The sequence below is a fragment of the Mesorhizobium sp. WSM4983 genome (assembly GCF_029625765.1).
Classification (GTDB): Bacteria; Pseudomonadota; Alphaproteobacteria; order Rhizobiales; family Rhizobiaceae; genus Mesorhizobium.
The window spans coordinates 47,429-63,973 of record NZ_JARTVM010000016.1; the positions used below are offsets into that span (position 1 = coordinate 47,429).

At 60.8% G+C, this 16,545-nt stretch carries 14 protein-coding genes; 13 read left to right on the forward strand and 1 reads right to left on the reverse strand.

Going from position 1 to position 16,545, the window contains the following annotated elements; genetic code table 11:
* Positions 1–770: 770 nt before the first annotated feature.
* The 13 genes from P9254_RS27770 (at position 771) to P9254_RS27830 (ending at position 16,314) form a co-directional block, all read left to right on the forward strand.
* Positions 771–4,235, forward strand: a complete 3,465-nt coding sequence (locus P9254_RS27770; protein ID WP_063169234.1) for a Ulp1 family isopeptidase — start codon at positions 771–773, stop codon at positions 4,233–4,235.
* Positions 4,236–4,454: 219 nt separating this feature from the next.
* On the forward strand, positions 4,455–6,479 hold the full coding sequence (locus tag P9254_RS27775; RefSeq protein WP_063169233.1) for a conjugal transfer protein TraG: 2,025 nt from the start codon (positions 4,455–4,457) through the stop codon (positions 6,477–6,479).
* A gap of 116 nt (positions 6,480–6,595) precedes the next feature.
* Positions 6,596–7,009, forward strand: a complete 414-nt coding sequence (locus P9254_RS27780; RefSeq protein WP_063170364.1) for a CopG family transcriptional regulator — start codon at positions 6,596–6,598, stop codon at positions 7,007–7,009.
* Complete coding sequence (gene trbB / locus P9254_RS27785; protein ID WP_024502850.1) at positions 7,006–7,974, forward strand: P-type conjugative transfer ATPase TrbB; 969 nt, start codon at positions 7,006–7,008, stop codon at positions 7,972–7,974. Before P9254_RS27780 ends, trbB begins: the two co-directional genes overlap by 4 nt.
* Positions 7,975–7,986: 12 nt before the next feature.
* Entirely contained in the window at positions 7,987–8,295 is a 309-nt protein-coding gene (locus P9254_RS27790) for a TrbC/VirB2 family protein (protein WP_024502851.1), read from the forward strand.
* Positions 8,295–8,567 carry a VirB3 family type IV secretion system protein gene (locus P9254_RS27795; RefSeq protein ID WP_024502852.1) on the forward strand — a complete coding sequence of 91 codons (273 nt, stop codon included), beginning with the start codon at positions 8,295–8,297 and terminating at the stop codon, positions 8,565–8,567. Before P9254_RS27790 ends, P9254_RS27795 begins: the two co-directional genes overlap by 1 nt.
* Positions 8,561–11,011 carry a conjugal transfer protein TrbE gene (gene trbE / locus P9254_RS27800; RefSeq protein WP_063169232.1) on the forward strand — a complete coding sequence of 817 codons (2,451 nt, stop codon included), beginning with the start codon at positions 8,561–8,563 and terminating at the stop codon, positions 11,009–11,011. The genes P9254_RS27795 and trbE overlap by 7 nt, the downstream gene beginning before the upstream one ends.
* Complete coding sequence (gene trbJ / locus P9254_RS27805) at positions 11,008–11,733, forward strand: P-type conjugative transfer protein TrbJ (protein WP_024502854.1); 726 nt, start codon at positions 11,008–11,010, stop codon at positions 11,731–11,733. Before trbE ends, trbJ begins: the two co-directional genes overlap by 4 nt.
* Positions 11,734–11,766: 33 nt before the next feature.
* Positions 11,767–13,089 carry a P-type conjugative transfer protein TrbL gene (gene trbL, locus P9254_RS27810; RefSeq protein WP_063169231.1) on the forward strand — a complete coding sequence of 441 codons (1,323 nt, stop codon included), beginning with the start codon at positions 11,767–11,769 and terminating at the stop codon, positions 13,087–13,089.
* Positions 13,090–13,821, forward strand: coding sequence for a conjugal transfer protein TrbF (gene trbF / locus P9254_RS27815; protein WP_063169230.1), 732 nt, complete (start codon positions 13,090–13,092; stop codon positions 13,819–13,821).
* A gap of 1 nt (position 13,822) precedes the next feature.
* The gene (gene trbG, locus P9254_RS27820; RefSeq protein WP_164548809.1) at positions 13,823–14,848 is read left to right on the forward strand and encodes a P-type conjugative transfer protein TrbG; all 1,026 of its coding nucleotides are present in this window, start codon (positions 13,823–13,825) and stop codon (positions 14,846–14,848) included.
* Entirely contained in the window at positions 14,845–16,059 is a 1,215-nt protein-coding gene (locus P9254_RS27825) for a TrbI/VirB10 family protein (protein ID WP_063169228.1), read from the forward strand. The genes trbG and P9254_RS27825 overlap by 4 nt, the downstream gene beginning before the upstream one ends.
* Positions 16,060–16,071: 12 nt before the next feature.
* The gene (locus P9254_RS27830) at positions 16,072–16,314 is read left to right on the forward strand and encodes a DUF2274 domain-containing protein (RefSeq protein ID WP_024502859.1); all 243 of its coding nucleotides are present in this window, start codon (positions 16,072–16,074) and stop codon (positions 16,312–16,314) included.
* Between the two features lie 29 nt (positions 16,315–16,343).
* On the opposite strand, the gene P9254_RS27835 is transcribed toward P9254_RS27830, so the two are convergent.
* Positions 16,344–16,545, reverse strand: a 202-nt coding sequence (locus P9254_RS27835) for a hypothetical protein (RefSeq protein ID WP_206520515.1), incomplete at its 5' end; no start/stop codon positions are given.

A 16,545-nucleotide genomic window follows, 5' to 3' on the forward strand; every position in this document is an offset into this window, starting at 1 on the left:
TCTGCACCGAAGGACGATCGTGGAGTCTAGGACTTGCGCTGCGTATTGAGGATCGGCTCGCCGCGACGTTGGTCTGAGCAAACTGCTTGATAGGCACGCCTGCAGACCGCGTGTGTGCGATTGCAAGATCCCCTATCAGCCTGGTGTGAAGCGTTCAGGGGAAAAGCCGCACCCAACGCCGCTTCCGCTCGCCGTAACGCTACGGCGGTGCGGCCCACCGATCCGCTCGACGAGCATTGGAACACATAGGTCCCCGAACGGACGATTGCCTTGGCAATAGAAGACCCTCGTCGGTCATCGCCGCTGTGGGTGGCAGCCCGTCGGTCTGGAGCTGCCACGATTCTCATCCTCGCGTCACATATGAGCTGAAGCTTTCCGGATCGGGTATCCAATCGGCATCCAGTTGCTCGGCGATATGGTTGAATTCTGCCCTCAGGACAAGAGTGAGTAGAGCAGCCCCGCTACGAAAATCCCATCCTGGTTCGTTTGACGCATCGACTATTCAGATTGATTGGCGTGATACCCGGCGCGGCCGCAACACGCGAGGCCGTCAACCGCTGAGCAGAAAACCAGCCTTCGCCTTCCGCGGCGGCGGACCTCGTCAGCCTCTCGAAAGCTTGCCTGAGTAGGTTGCTCATGTGATCTGTGGAAGTGAGGATAGCGTGCACCCGTACAAACTAGACATTCATCGTGGCAGCTTGGCTGCAGGTGCAGCACGCCGTACCGCACGAGCAAGCGGACAGGCCGGCCAAGCCGGTTTTGAGCAGCACTTGGGCGAACTGCAGGCGGCGGACGAGTTGATGGGTGCGCTAGGCGAGGAGGTCCTCGTCAATGGCTCGCATGGTAAAGGTGAGTTGAGACCAACGAAGAGGCAGAGGATCCAAAGCAATCTGCAGCATGCTGTCACTGAGCGGCAACCAGGTGAGGTTGGCAACTCAGGCGCTCGCGTGATGATGCAACTCCCCACCGATCAGGTGGGTACATCGGAACGGGAGGCGCAACTTGTGATGCAGGGGGACGAGCACGAATACACCCCAGCACCGCATCTCGACGGGTCGATGCCCTCGACAGTGCAGCCGGATCGTCCAATTGTGGTCCCCGACGGTGCCGACAAGCGTCCTGTTTATTCCAACGATGCCACCGCCATCGAAGGGCTGAAGTCAGCACTCCTTGCGGGTAAAGCCAGGCCGGACACGGTCACTCGCAGCACAAATTCTCTTTTCGGCTTTAGTCGTTGGCTCTTTCAAAACAACAAGCCAGGGCTTGCTGCTCGGCTTTACCATCCGTCGCTGAGCCAGGATCTCGAGGAGTACGAGAGTAGGGGTGGTTCCTCCACCGTGGCTGGCGCACTGCGTCAATTGATGAAGTCGATGGGCGGAGCCGGCCCGATTGTGGGTCGCGCTGTCCTGAACCCCCATCCTGACGACGCCGCGCTCACCAGACATTTCAGATCCGCGAGCGGCTACGCAACTGCTCTTAACCATTTCAGTCATTACCTACGTCAAAATGACAAGCTCGGAATTGCGGGTCGCATTTACGATAAATCGCTGGATAAAGATGTTGAGAGCTACAAGGCCGCCTCCTCTAATGGTGGAGCTCCGATCGAATCTGCGCTGGTTTATCTCCGCAAGAACCCGCCGCGCGTTATACTCGGGAATCATCTGGAAAACGCGGTCAGCATGGAGGCTCGTCCCCGTGGCGACGCTGCTCAGCATACCGCACCACAGCAGGGATTCGATTGGCCAGAGGAGCTCCTGCCGGTAGGTTATAAGGAGGGCACCGATCTACCATTGTCTCTCGCCCCAACCGCGCACCAACACCAAGCGCCCGACTTTGGAGAGGCCGTCCCTCACTTGAACTGGCGCCACGGCGACCAGGGCGCCCCGGAGGAGCTGGTAGCTGCACGGGACAGGAGCAGCCCGCTGCCAAGCGAGGCGGTGCCACATAAATCTGGACGGGGACTCGCTACGCAGCCCAGATTGTGGGCGGAGAAATCCGCCTCGCCAGAGCTCTTTCGACGGCGGGCGGAGCAGGCTCTGCCGGCGTCCGCCAGAGGTGTGGAGACATCCTCCGCGGTTGATGAAGCCGCGCAGGCCGCTCGCCAAGCTTTGGCTTGGTTGCAGCAGGAGATGGAGGGGATCGAACCGATGCAGGATCCTCATGAGGTGGCTACACCGGAATGTGAGGCGCAGCTCGTCAGGCAGAGGGATGAGCACGAATCCACCCCAGCACCGCATCCCGGAGGTGGTGGGTCGATGCCCTCGACAGTGCAGCCGGATCGTCCAATTGTAGTCCCCGACGGTGCCGACAAGCGTCCTGTCTATTCCAACGATGCGACCGCTATCGAAGGGCTGAGGGCAGCATTCCACGCGGGTAAGGCCAAAGCGAACACGGTCACTTACAATGTAAATTCTCTTTTCGGCTTTAGTCGGTGGCTCCTTCAAAACAACAAGCCAGGGTTTGCTGCTCGGCTTTACCATTCGTCGCTGGATCAGGATCTCAAGGAGTACGAGAGTACGGGTGGTTCCTCCACCGTGGCTGGCGCACTGCGTTACCTCAAGAAGTCGACAGGCGGAGCCCCGATTATGGCTCGCCCTGTCGTGATCCCCTATCCTGACGATGCCGAGCTCATTAGAAATTACAGAGCCGCTTCGACCAAGGAGTACCTGGCAGCGCCTGCGACCGGACGGAATCCAGATACCGTGGGCGGCTATACAAATTTTCTTAGACATTTTAGTCAGTACCTGCGTCAAAATAACAAGCTTGGGATTGCGGCTCGGATTCACGACAAATCGCTGGATAAAGATGTTGAGAGCTTCAAGGCTGTCTCCTATGGTAATAGGCTAAGTATCAGTTCTGCATTGGCTCACCTCCGGGATATCCTGCCGCGCATTGTGCTCGGGCGCGAAACTGTCCTTTCTGCTCATCCGGCAGACGCAGTCACCAGGCGCGTTGGGGCCGCTGCTGAAGCTGGGCCAGCGGCACCGGCAAGAGCTCCCCAACCCGCCTCGCCAGCAACCGCTAGGCTGCCAGGCACCTACCGCGGCCTTCCACTGGTTGATGTGACCACACTGACTACCAGTTCCTCTGGGGCTCAGATCGGGGCGCTCGATCCGACAGCCCCGTCCAACGTTGCAACGGGGCGGGTGCTCGGCGCCGCCGAATGGCTGAGCGACGCCCATATCCAGAGAGATTACAATTTGCTGGAGGGGCAACTGCAGGGGATCAATCCGGCGCTCGCTGCCCGGACTCGGCTGGTGGATCCTTCCGTATCCCATCTACTGCGACACACGTCGCCGCAAGACGCTCGAGGCATATTGCAGTCCATCTATAATCAAAACAACGCCACAGCCGACTTCCTGTTCTTGCCAGTGAATAATGGCACGGCTACTAGCCCCGGCACCCATTGGTCGCTGCTGCTCGTTGATCGCCGCGACCCGGAAAGGCGGTTCGCCTATCACTACGACTCCCTCCAGCGAGAGGGATATAACGACGTGCCTGCAAAACAGCTCGCAGGACTGCTGAATGCCACCTTGGCGCCAGCCCCCATGGCCAGACAGACGAACCATTATGATTGCGGCGTATTTGTCCTGGAGGGCACGTGGGCGCTGGTTGAACGATTGGTGAAAGGGCAGCGGCCAGACCACGAGCCGCTGCCCCTCGACAACCTCGTTGCCGATCGGCAGGCGCTGCAAGACCGGCTAAGGAGGCGCTTGCCGCACGAGGAAGAGCCGCGGCAGCTGCTGGAGGATGAACCCGCCTCCCCACCGATGATGGCATTCGAGCCAGGGGAACTGCGGCAACTGTTGGAAGACGAGCCTGCCTCCCCACCAATGATGGCGTTCGAGCCAGGGGAACTGCGGCAACTGTTGGAGGACGAACCTGCCTCCCCACCAATGATGGCGTTCGAGCCAGGGGAACTGCGGCAACTGTTGGAGGACGAGCCTGCCTCCCCACCAATGATGGCGTTCGAGCCAGGGGAACTGCGGCAGCTGTTGGAGGATGAACCCGCTTCCCCACCGATGATGGCGTTCGAGCCAGGGGAACTGCGGCAACTGTTGGAGGATGAACCCGCTTCCCCACCGATGATGGCGTTCGAGCCAGGGGAACTGCGGCAACTGTTGGAAGACGAGCCTGCCTCCACTTGGGCACAAATCAATTCGACCCCACATGCGCGAGCGGACGGTGTTCATCAGCCAGCCCAGGCGCCGTGGCTCCCTGAACGCAGAAGATAACTTTGCGGAGGAGCGGTCACGCAACTGTCGGCGGCGCCGGGCCTCAGGGTGAATGGAAAGGATGGAGTGGCGGATGGTGTCGCGTGAAGGCGCAACACGCGTGCTGACCGACCTGCATACGTAGGAAGTCGTTCATTGCTCCCAAATCGTATGTGAGGAACATTCCTGTCCCGGCTGCGCCGCGCGATGCTAGGTCGCGTTGTTCAGCGGGCCAAGCCGATGACACCTACGAAGCTACTGATCGGGCAGATCGCCGTTGTGTGCGCAATTGTCATTATCGGCGTATGGACGGCAACCCAATGGTGCGCTCAAATGCTGACCTACCAGACGCCTCTCGGCGCACCATGGTTTCTCTTCGCCGGCTGGCCAATCTACAAGCCGTGGAAGCTGTTTGAATGGTGGTTCCACTTCGATGCTTATGCGCCGGAGGTCTTCGACAAAGCCGGTACGCTTGCAGGCGCCAGCGGATTCCTGGGTTGTGCCGCCGCAATCGCTGGCTCGCTTTTGCGCGCGCGACAGCGCGGGTCGGTTACGACCTATGGGTCTTCACGGTGGGCCACGACTCATGAGGTCGAGACGGCAGGGTTGTTACGGCCGGCGGGCGTTTTCCTCGGTAGGCTGAACGATCGCTATCTGCGCCATGACGGCCCGGAGCACGTCATGGCATTTGCGCCGACGCGTTCGGGCAAGGGCGTGGGGCTGGTTGTTCCAACGCTACTTTCCTGGACCGGGTCTGCCATCATTCATGATATAAAAGGCGAAAATTGGCAGTTGACCTCCGGCTGGCGGTCGAAATTCTCGTACTGCCTTCTGTTCAATCCGACCGACCCGAGATCGGCACGCTACAACCCGCTGCTGGAGGTGCGCAAAGGCCCAGATGAGATCCGGGACGTTCAAAACATCGCCGACATCCTCGTCGATCCCGAGGGCGCGCTGGAGCGACGGAACCACTGGGAGAAGACCAGCCATTCACTCCTAGTTGGCGCCATTTTGCACGTGCTCTACGCTGAAGAGGACAAGACGCTGGCCCGCGTCGCCACCTTCCTGTCGGACCCGCAACGCTCGTTTGCCGCAACGCTACGGCGGATGATGACGACAAACCATCTCGGGACGGGGCATAACCCTCAGGTCCATCCCGTAGTGGCCTCGGCGGCTCGCGAACTCCTGAACAAGTCGGAAAACGAGCGCTCAGGCGTCCTCTCGACCGCCATGTCCTTTCTCGGGCTTTATCGTGATCCAACGGTCGCGGCGGCCACTTCGTCCTGCGACTGGCGCATCGCTGACCTAGTGGATGGAGAGCGACCGCTGTCGCTCTATCTGGTCGTGCCGCCTTCGGATATCTCGCGCACCAAGCCTTTTGTGCGACTGATCTTGAACCAGATCGGCAGGCGGTTGACGGAGCGTCTGGAGGGGGACCCGAAGAAGAGCCGTAAGCATCAGCTGCTCATGATGCTGGACGAGTTTCCGGCGCTCGGTCGCCTCGACTTCTTCGAAACGGCGCTCGCCTTCATGGCAGGTTATGGCATTCGCTCCTATCTGATCGCACAATCTTTGAACCAGGTTTCAAAGGCCTATGGCGAGAACAATGCTATTCTCGACAATTGCCACGTGCGAATTGCCTTTTCCTCCAATGACGAACGCACGGCCAAGCGCATCTCGGATGCCCTCGGCACCGCAACCGAACTTAGGTCGATGCGCAACTATGCGGGCCATCGGCTTGCGCCCTGGCTTTCACATGTCATGGTGAGCCGCCAGGAAACCGCGCGCCCGCTCCTGACGCCAGGCGAGGTGATGCAATTGCCGCCGTCAGACGAATTGGTCCTGGTTTCTGGGTTGCCGCCGATCCGCGCCAAGAAGCTGCGCTATTATCAGGATCAGAATTTCACAGATCGGGTGCTGCCTGCGCCGGTGCTGCACGACGGACCCTATGCGGACTGCCCTGCATCACGCCCGGACGGCTGGACTGGACAAGTGTGCAGCGTCGATAGCCGACTTGCTGCGGACGAGGAAAGCGCCGACGCGCCAGTTGAAGACGAGGGAGGCGTTCAGCAGCAACGCCATCCAAGCCTGCCCGAAGAAGACGTTGTTGTCTCTCAAGAGCCCGATCAGGCCGATCTGTACAAGCCCGCAGACGATGACAGCGAAGCGCTCGCGGACAAGCGTGTCATGGATCGGATTTCCACTGCGGCCCGCGTCTACGGTATCAACGAGGGCAGGGGCGACGATGTCATTCCCGGCTTCTGAAGTCCGCTGAGTTGCAGAGCGCACCTCAGCGTAGATAACGGCCATAAGCAATTTTGAGCGTCTGGCCGATGCTTCTCCCGTCGCCGGCGCAACGCCGGGCCGTCGGAACGATCCGCATGAAGCCGCACCGCATTCGCCATCAGTTTCTGCTTGAGCCGGAGCTCAGCGAGAAACTGGACAACCTCAGTCGCGATCCGTCAACGACCAAATCAGCGATCGTGGGGAAGGCGATCGAGGCGTTCATCGAGCGGCGTGGCGAGAGCGAGTTCGATCGGCGCTACGGCGTAAGGCTTGACCGGCTCTCCCGCGATCTTGCCCACGTCAGGCGCGATTCCGAGGTGATCCTGGAGAGCCTGGCGCTCTTCATCCGCTTTTCGATCACCCTTCACGCCCACACGCCGGTCCCGGATCGGGCAACGCAGGCTATTGCCCAAGAGCGTTTCGAGAAATTCGTTGAGAAGGTCGGCCGCCAGATCGCTTCCGGCAAAAAGTCGCTTAGCAAAGACAATGGTGGGGGAGGGGAAGGATGAGCTCTCATCCCGAGGCCGACCACCGGCGGCGTGTCATGCTGCGCACCGCCATGGGTCCGGCAATCACCGAAGCCCTGGCCGATCCGTCCGTCATCGAGGTGATGGTCAATCCCGACGGCGCGCTGCGACTCGACCGGTTAGGCGAAGGTCGGGTCGATACCGACGTTCACATGCACCCGTCCGAGGCAGAACGTATCATCCGCCTGGTTGCTTCGCACGTGCGCGCCGAGGCGCACGCCGACAACCCGATCGTCAGTGCCGAATTGCCGTCTGGCGAACGCTTCGAAGGCCTGCTGCCACCTGTGGTGTTGGCGCCATGTTTTGCCATCCGCAAGCCCGCCGCGAAAGTCTACACCCTGGCCGACTATGTTGCCGAACGCATCATGCTGCCGCTGCAGGCCGATGCGCTGAAAAAGGCCGTCCGCGAGCGGCGCAACATGCTGATCGCCGGCGGCACTTCCTCGGGGAAGACAACACTCGCCAACGCTCTGCTGGCTGAAGTCGCCGAATGCGACGATCGGGTGATCCTGATCGAGGACACACGCGAACTGCAGTGCGCGGCCAGGGACTGCGTTGCCCTGAGAACAAGGCGGGGCTCGGTCACCCTTGCCGATCTCGTGCGCTCGACGCTGAGGCTCAGGCCGGACCGCATCATCGTGGGCGAGGTGAGGGGCGCGGAAGCGCTCGACATGCTGAAGGCATGGAACACCGGGCACCCAGGCGGCATCGCTACCGTACACGCCAATTCCGCGCGCTCGGCTCTCTATCGCATTGAGCAACTCGCCCAGGAAGCGGTGGTCACCGTTCCCCGCCGGCTCATCGCTGAGGCGATAGATCTGATCGTCTTCATAGCGGGACGCGGCTCGTCGCGCCACATCGACGCAATCGCCGAGGTCACCGGTCTCGACGGCAGCGGCGATTACGCCGTTGCCCCGCTCACGCTTTCGCAACTCCAGCAGCTTTGAAAGGCCTTCCTCATGCGCAAGAAGCTTCGCTTTCTTTCGTCCACAGCGCTCGCGTTTCTTATCACGGCCCCGGTTTATGCCGCCGGCTCCGGCATGCCGTGGGAGCAGCCGCTGCAGCAGATCCTGGAGTCCGTGCAGGGACCGGTCGCCAAGATCGTTGCGGTGATCATCATTATCACCACCGGCCTGACGCTTGCCTTCGGCGACACCGCCGGTGGTTTTCGGCGCCTGATTCAGATCGTCTTCGGTCTGTCGATCGCCTTCGCGGCATCGAGCTTCTTCCTCTCCTTCTTCTCCTTCGGTGGTGGGGCGCTCGTCTGATGGCCGCCGGGGAGCAGCATATCGAGGGCTTCGCAGTACCGGTCCACCGGGCGCTGACCGAGCCGATCCTGCTCGGCGGGGCTCCGCGCGCGGTGGCGATCCTCAACGGTACAGTGGCCGCGGCCATTGGCTTCGGCTTGCAGCAATGGATTGCTGGTCTGGTGCTTTGGATCGCAGGCCACTCGTTAGCGGTGTTTGCCGCAAGACGCGATCCGGACTTCGCCAGCGTGCTTGTGCGCCACCTACGTCTGAAGGGGTGGCTTGCATGCTGAACCTTTCGGAATATCGAAGCAAAGCCGACCGGCTTGCCGACCATCTACCCTGGGCTGCCTTGGTGGCGCCCGGCATCGTGCTCAACAAGGACGGCAGCTTTCAGCGGACGTTGCGGTTCCGCGGCCCGGATCTCGAAAGTGCGACGGAGGCTGAACTCGTCGGCATTTGCGCCCGGGCGAACAATGCTCTCAGACGCCTTGGCTCTGGCTGGGCATTGTTCTTTGAGGCCGAGCGCACAGAAGCGCTGGGCTATCCGAACTCGCATTTTCCTGACGCCGCGTCGTGGCTGGTCGACGAAGAACGCCGCGCTGCTTTCGAGGGGAAGGTAGCGCACTACGAGAGCCGCTATCATCTGACCTTGGTGTTTATGCCACCGCCGGACGCCCAGGCGCGCGCAGAAAGCACGCTCGTCGACTCTCATTATTCCCGAGGAGAAAGAGACTGGCGCCAGGATCTGGCGAGGTTCCGTGACGAGACCAACCGCGTGCTCGATCTCTTCTCGGGTTTCATGTCCGAAGTACGCGTCCTCGATGATGCTCAGACGTTGACCTACCTCCACGGCACGATTTCGCCTCGTCGCCATCCTATCATGGCCCCGGAAACGCCGATATATCTGGATGCAATCCTGGTCGATGCGCCGCTTACCGGTGGCCTGGAGCCGATGCTGGGTGAGCAGCATCTTCGCACACTGACCATCCTCGGCTTTCCGAACCTCACCCGGCCCGGAATCCTCGATACCCTCAATCATCAGGATTTCGCCTATCGCTGGATGACGCGCTTCATTCCGCTCGAGAAAACGGAAGCCACGAAGACGCTGACGCGATTGCGCCGGCAGTGGTTTGCCAAGCGCAAATCGATCGTGGCAATCCTACGCGAGGTCATTACCAACGAGCCGGTCCCGCTTGTCGATAGCGATGCCGACAACAAGGCGCTCGATGCCGACGAAGCCCTTCAGGCATTGGGCGGTGATCATGTGAGTTTCGGCTATCTCACCACCACCGTGACGGTGTGGGGCGAGGATCGCCAAGCCGCTGCAGAGAAGCTTCGCGCGGTCGAGCGCATCATCAATGGGCTCGGCTTCACCACGATCCGAGAAGGCGTCAATGCGGTCGAGGCTTGGCTCGGCTCATTGCCTGGCCATGTCTACGCTAACGTTCGCCAACCGCTCGTTCATACATTGAACCTTGCCCATCTCATGCCGCTGTCGTCGGTTTGGGCCGGTCCTGCGACAAACGAGCATCTCGCGAAAGTCACCCAAACCGAAGCGCCACCGCTTTTCGTTGCCGAGACCAGTGGGTCGACACCGTTTCGGCTTTCCACCCACGTCGAAGATGTCGGCCACATGCTGGTTGTTGGTCCGACCGGCGCCGGCAAGTCGGTTCTGCTTGCTCTGATTGCTCTGCAGTTCAGGCGCTACGCCGGCGCCCAGGTTTATGTCTTCGACAAAGGCAATTCGGCCCGTGCTGCAACACTTGCCATGGGTGGAGAACACCACGCGCTAGGAGCGGACGGTTCCCTTGCCTTTCAGCCACTGCGCAGCATCAACGACCAGGCTAGCCGAAGCTGGGCGGCCGAATGGATCGCCAGCCTTGTTGCCCACGAGAACGTCACCGTCACGCCGGAGGTGAAGGAGGCTATTTGGTCAGCGCTGGCCAGCCTTGCCACCGCGCCGGCGCAGGAACGCACACTGACCGGTCTTTCGGTCCTGCTTCAATCCAATGCGCTGAAGACCGCATTGATGCCCTACACGCTCGACGGTCCCTTCGGCCGCCTGCTCGATGCCGATCATGATGGGCTGGCCTTGTCGGATGTGCAGTGTTTCGAGACCGAGGAGTTAATGCACAGCCAAAGCGCTTTGCTGCCGGTGCTTACCTATCTGTTCCAGCGACTTGAGGAACGGTTCGACGGACGGCCCACGCTGATCATGCTCGACGAGGCGTGGGTCTATCTCGACAATCCGCTGTTCGCCGCCCGCATCCGCGAATGGCTGAAGGTGCTGCGAAAGAAGAACGTGTCGGTTGTCTTCGCTACGCAGTCGCTGGCTGATATCGCGGGCTCTGGCATAGCGCCGGCAATCATCGAAAGCTGCCCGCAGCGCATTTTCCTTCCCAATGATCGTGCCGTGGAACCCCAGGCGCGCACAGCCTACGAGCGCTTCGGTTTAAGCGAGCGGCAGATCGAATTGATCGCCCGCGCCACGCCGAAGCGTCAGTATTATCTGCAATCGCGCCGCGGCAACCGTCTGTTCGAGCTCGAGCTTGGCCCCATCGCTCTTGCGCTTTGCGGTGCTTCCGATCCGGCCACGCAGACTCTGATCGACAGGATCATGTCCGAAGACGGGCAAGGCAGCTTTGCCTCGCAGTTCCTGATCGCGCGCGGCCTCGATTGGGCCGGCGAACTTCTCAAGCAATTCCCTCAACCAGACAAGGAGCAATTCTCATGATGCGGCGACGCCTTCTCTCCGGCCTGATCACCGTTTCCCTGATCGCCAAGCCTATGGCCGACTATGTGCAGCCCGCCTACGCCCTTATCGTGTTCGATCCGTCCAATTATGCGCAGAACGTGCTGACGGCCGCGCGCGCATTGGAGCAGATCAACAACCAGATCCAGTCGCTGCAGAATCAGGCGACCATGCTGCAGAACATGGCGCGCAATCTTCAGCGTCTGGATTTCTCTTCCGTTGGCCAACTCACCGGTTCGCTCCATCGCATCGACGGCTTGATGGACCAGGCGAGTGGCCTCAGCTTTGATCTGGGCAAGCTTCAAGACCAGTGGCGCAGCCAATATCCGGAAAGCTACGACGCCACGATCAAAGTCAGCGATGTGGCGAGTGCTGCGCGGGAGCGTTGGCAAACCGCCATGCAGGCGTTCCGCCAGACCATGGGTGTCCAGTCGCAAATCGTCGAGAACGTCCGCGCCGACGGCGATCTGCTCGCCGATCTCGTCAACCGCAGCCAAGGGGCGGCCGGTGCGCTTCAGGCAAGCCAGGCCACCAACCAGCTGATGGCGCTTTCGACAAAACAGCAGATGCAGATCCAGACGCTGCTCGCAACGCAGTTTCGAGCTGAGGCCGAGGATGCCGCCCGCAAGGCCCAGTCAGACGAAGCCGCCCGCGAGATGACGAAGCGATTCTTGGGTACCGGCTCGGCTTATCCCGGCAATTAATCACGAGTTCATCACGACGAGAAAGGCAGCGGCATGAACGACCTTGGCGTCATCGATCGCTTCATGGAGACCTTCATCCGCTACATCGACAGCGGGTTCGGTCTGCTATCGGGCGACCTCGCCTTCCTCACTACCATTCTGATCGGCATTGACATCACACTTGCCGGCCTGGCGTGGGCGCTCGGCGACGAAACCAGCGTTCTCGGCCGGCTTGTCCGCAAGGTGCTCTATGTTGGCGTCTTCGCCTTCATTCTGAACAATTTCAAGAACCTCGCCGATATCGTTTATCGTTCTTTTGCCGGTCTCGGGATTAAGGCGTCGGCCGGCAATCTGTCGGCAGACAATCTCTTGCGCCCGGGCCGCATTGCCGCGACCGGTTTCGAAGGTGCTTGGCCAATGCTTGACCAAGCCAGTCAGCTCCTGGGCTTCCCGGAAATCTTCGGCAACGCACTGACCATCTTCGTGCTGCTGATGGCCTGGTTCCTGGTCATCATCGCCTTCTTCATCCTTTCCATCCAGCTTTTCATCACCATCCTTGAGTTCAAGCTCACCACGCTGGCAGGTTTTGTTTTGGTTCCATTCGCACTTTGGAACCGTTCAGCGTTCCTGGCCGAACGCGTGCTCGGCCATGTTATCTCGTCAGGCATCAAGGTGATGGTGCTCGCCGTCATTGTCGGTATCGGCTCCACGCTCTTCGGGGAGTTCGCTTCCGCATTGCAAGGCAAGGAGCCGGATCTTGCCGGTGCCATGTCCCAGGTACTGGGCGCACTGGCATTGCTTGGCCTTGGCATTTTTGGGCCGGGGATCGCGTCGGGTCTTGTCTCAGGCGCACCGCAGCTTGGGGCGGGCGCCGCCCTCGGCACGACCGCGGCGGCAGCGGGTGTATCACTCGTTGCTGGAGGCACAGCATTTGCTGGCGCGCGTATGGCAACCAGCGGCGGTGTCGCCGCCATCCGAGCCGGCACAACAATGGGATCGGCTGCTTCCACGTCATGGCAGATCGGGCGCGCAACCTCGCCCGACGCTGGCCTCTCCGGTGTGGCTGCTGGAATGCATGGTGTAACCAGTGCAGCTGGCGGCGCCGCTATACGCATAGCGCGATCCGCCACTGCAAGTGTTGGGCGCAACGCCGATGCCGGGCGCGATGCCGCGTGGACCGCGACCGGCGGCACGCCGACAGCGCCAATGACCGAACGCTCTGCCGGTTCGGCCACTGTTTCGGCGCCGACGTGGGCAAGGCGCCTACGTTCTGAACAGACCGCCCGTGCAAATCGCCACGCTGCCATGCAAGCTGTCCGAGACGGAGACCGGCCGGGAGGCAGCGCCACCCCCTCTCTCAACGACAAGGATGACTAGATGCTCTTCAAGCGACCCGTGCACCGTTACGGCAAAACACCCGAACCGGTCACGCCGTATCAAAAAGCCGCCCAGCTGTGGGACGAGCGCATCGGCTCATCTCGACTGCAGGCCAGGAACTGGCGGATCATGGCCCTTGGCTGCCTGGCCTTGGCGACCGGGCTTTCCGGCGGACTCGTATGGCAGTCGATGCAAAGCCGTGTCGTGCCTTATGTCGTCGAGGTCGATGGCTTCGGCGAGACGCGCGCCGTCGCGCCGGCGATCCGGAATTATGAGCCCTCGGATGCTCAGATCGCCTGGCATCTCGGCCGCTTCATCCAGAATGTCCGTTCCGTTTCCACCGATCCGGTTTTGGTACGGCAGAACTGGTTGGCAGCGTACGACTTTGCTAGCGATCGCGCAGCGCTCTTCCTCAACGAATACGCCAAGGCGAACGACCCCTTCGGTCAGATCGGAACGCGCAGTGTTTCGGTACAGGTCACCAGCGTGGTCAGAGCCTCCGAAAGTTCATTCCAGGTCAAATGGACCGAGCAGGTGTTTGAGCGCGGAAGCCTTGCCAGCACGATGCGCTGGACTGCGATCCTCACGATCGTGATTCGCTCGCCAAGCAATACGGATCAGCTGCGCAAGAATCCGCTCGGCGTCTTCATCAATGCCATTGACTGGTCACGCGAGCTCGACAGCGCCGTCCCAACCCCCCTTTCTCCGACGGAGTCCACCAATGAAAGGTAAAATGTCACCGATTCGTGCCGTGCTGATCCTATCGGTGTCGGCAGCGGTCGTTTCCGCTTGTGCATCGAAGAAGGTGCCGCCGCCTGAGATTTCCTATGACGCTGCCGACTTCAAACCGGCCGCGATCGAAAAGGCGCCGGAGAGGCCGATTAGAATTGTCGAGGTGCCAAAACCACTGCCGCTGCCTGGCCAAATGCAGCCCGAGCCCGGCAAGGCCGAGGACAAGCGCCCCCCTGAAGAACGCGTCGCTGATGCCAACAAAGCCGCGACCCAGCAACCCACCAAGTACGGGTATGTTAATGCCGTGCAAGTCTACCCCTTCACCGATGGCGCGCTTTATCAACTCTATGCCGCGCCGGAGCGCGTGACCGACATCGCTCTGCAGCCGGGCGAGAAACTAACCGCCGTGTCGGCTGGCGACACCGTGCGCTGGGTCATTGGCGATACCGCAAGCGGCACCGGTGACAATCAGCGCACCCATGTTCTGGTAAAACCCTTCGCGCCGGGTCTTGCCACCAATGTCGTCATTACGACGGACCGGCGGACCTATCATTTGCAGCTTCAAAGCACCGAGAAGACCGCAATGGCGGCAATCTCCTGGACCTACAGCCAAGACCAGATCATCGCGCTTCGCCAGCGCAATGCTCAAGCCGAGGCAGTTACACCGGTCGCGTCGAATATCGCGCTCGAAAACCTTCGCTTTCGCTACTCAATCAGTGGCGACACACCGCCCTGGAGACCGACGCGAGCCTTCGACGACGGCAGCAAGGTCTATATTGAGTTCCCTCGTCGCATAGATCAGGGCGAGGCGCCACCACTCTTCATCGTCGGCGCAGATGGGAGCAGCGAGCTCGTCAACTATCGCGTGCGCGGCAACTATTACATCGTCGATCGGCTCTTCGCCGCGGCCGAACTTCGCCTCGGCACCAAGCGGCAGCAGGTGATCCGCATCAGCAGGATTGACGGCAGGCAACCGCAACGGCGGATCTCGCTCTTTCGCGGCAGCCGGCGAGGTGAGGACTCATGATCGAAAATTCCCGCTCTGGCATCCCGCCGAAACTGGATCCCGAGGAACTGCAGCTTCGGGCCTCTCCCCGCCGCGTGGTGCGGTTCAGGCGCGGTGTGATCATCGCGATCGCAGCGCTCGGATCCGGCGCTGTCTTCGGCGTTACCATGATCGCCCTCCAGGGGCCGGCCCTTCGCATCAGGGATCAGGCGGAAGATCTCTACAACACTGAGCGCAAACCAACCGCCGAGGGGCTCGATACGCTTCCCCATGACTATTCCGGCATGAAGCCGAAGCCTCCCGTCCTTGGGCTACCTTTGCCGGGCGACCTCGGCCGCCCCATCCTCGAGCGGCAGCGCCAGCTCGGCATCGTGCCGGGCCAAGACATCTCGGCCGAGGAGCAGCGTCTAGCGCAGCAGGCGATCGAAGCGCGTGAATCGCGGGTGCTTTTCCGCGTCGAAAATCGAGCTCAAAAGACAGATGTCGGAGAGAGCGTGCAAACTGCTCAGCATCCATTTGAGGCGCTTCCCCAATCCGAAGCAGGACGCGCGTCAGCCTCGGTGGCGGCGGCGGAAGGCGACCAGAACAATCAGCAGCGAAAGCTTGATTTTCTCAGCCAGCGGAGCACTGGCGGGATCTACAATCCGCATGCGCTGCAGACGCCGATCTCGCCATATCAACTGATGGCTGGCAGCGTGATTGCCGCCAGCCTGATCACCGGCATCAATTCCGATTTGCCGGGCCTTGTCGTCGCGCAAGTCACCGAAAATGTGCACGACACGGTCACGGGCAACATATTGCTGATTCCGCAGGGCTCACGTCTTATCGGCGTCTACGACAGCGTCGTCGCGTTCGGGCAAAAGCGAGCGCTGCTGGTCTGGCAGCGCATTCTGCTGCCCGACGGCTCGTCGGCCGAAATCGACAATCTGCCCGCGAGCGACACCGCCGGCTACGCAGGGCTGGAAGACGAAGTCGATTTCCACACTTGGCAGATGATCAAGGGAGTGGCGCTTGCCACATTGCTCGGTGTCGGCACAGAATTCAGCCTCGGCGAAAACGAGAGCGATCTGGTCAAGGCGATCCGGGAATCAGCCCAGCAGAACGCCAGTCGAGCCGGCCAGCGCATCACCGAAAAAAACCTCAATATCCAGCCCACCATCGTCGTCCGCCCAGGTTGGCCACTGCGCGTCATCGTGCACAAGGACATCGTGCTGCGGCCATACGCCAGTTGAGCAGGAGTTATCATGGCTGACCTGAAACTTGGAAAACTTCCGGACCGAACAGCTTCGAAGATCACCATTACCGTCAGCGCGGAGCTGAGCCAAACACTCAAGGAGTATGCTGCACTTTACCGTCAGACCTATGGTCAGTCTGAAACCGTGGCAGAACTCATCCCTTTCATGCTGGCGGCGTTTCTGGAAGGCGACCGAGCCTTTGCCAAGGCCAGAAAGGAACGTCTGCCGACGGAGCTTGCCGGAAAATCGTGACTCCTCCGCTAGGGCAGCTGGAACATTGCCTAGCTGTCGCGACCTACCTGCTCCTCGCGAAGCATAGGATCAAACACCTTGGAATGCAGGTATGCGCAAGAGATGATGTGGAAGGAGATACCGCGCAACAGCCTAAGTTTGCATTTTCGATTTGGTCGGCCGTGAACTATCCGCAAGCCATTGATCTGGCCTGTTGATTGAGGCGGATAGCGGCTTTGGAATTGCAGGATT

Coding starts and splice junctions, on each gene's coding strand:
- P9254_RS27825 (WP_063169228.1), top strand. CDS start 14,845: ATGATCGAAAATTCCCGCTCTGGCATCCCGCCGAAACTGGATCCCGAG.
- P9254_RS27780 (WP_063170364.1), top strand. CDS start 6,596: ATGAAGCCGCACCGCATTCGCCATCAGTTTCTGCTTGAGCCGGAGCTC.
- P9254_RS27795 (WP_024502852.1), top strand. CDS start 8,295: ATGGCCGCCGGGGAGCAGCATATCGAGGGCTTCGCAGTACCGGTCCAC.
- trbE (WP_063169232.1), top strand. CDS start 8,561: ATGCTGAACCTTTCGGAATATCGAAGCAAAGCCGACCGGCTTGCCGAC.
- trbF (WP_063169230.1), top strand. CDS start 13,090: ATGCTCTTCAAGCGACCCGTGCACCGTTACGGCAAAACACCCGAACCG.
- P9254_RS27830 (WP_024502859.1), top strand. CDS start 16,072: ATGGCTGACCTGAAACTTGGAAAACTTCCGGACCGAACAGCTTCGAAG.
- trbB (WP_024502850.1), top strand. CDS start 7,006: ATGAGCTCTCATCCCGAGGCCGACCACCGGCGGCGTGTCATGCTGCGC.
- trbJ (WP_024502854.1), top strand. CDS start 11,008: ATGATGCGGCGACGCCTTCTCTCCGGCCTGATCACCGTTTCCCTGATC.
- P9254_RS27790 (WP_024502851.1), top strand. CDS start 7,987: ATGCGCAAGAAGCTTCGCTTTCTTTCGTCCACAGCGCTCGCGTTTCTT.
- P9254_RS27775 (WP_063169233.1), top strand. CDS start 4,455: ATGACACCTACGAAGCTACTGATCGGGCAGATCGCCGTTGTGTGCGCA.
- trbG (WP_164548809.1), top strand. CDS start 13,823: ATGTCACCGATTCGTGCCGTGCTGATCCTATCGGTGTCGGCAGCGGTC.
- trbL (WP_063169231.1), top strand. CDS start 11,767: ATGAACGACCTTGGCGTCATCGATCGCTTCATGGAGACCTTCATCCGC.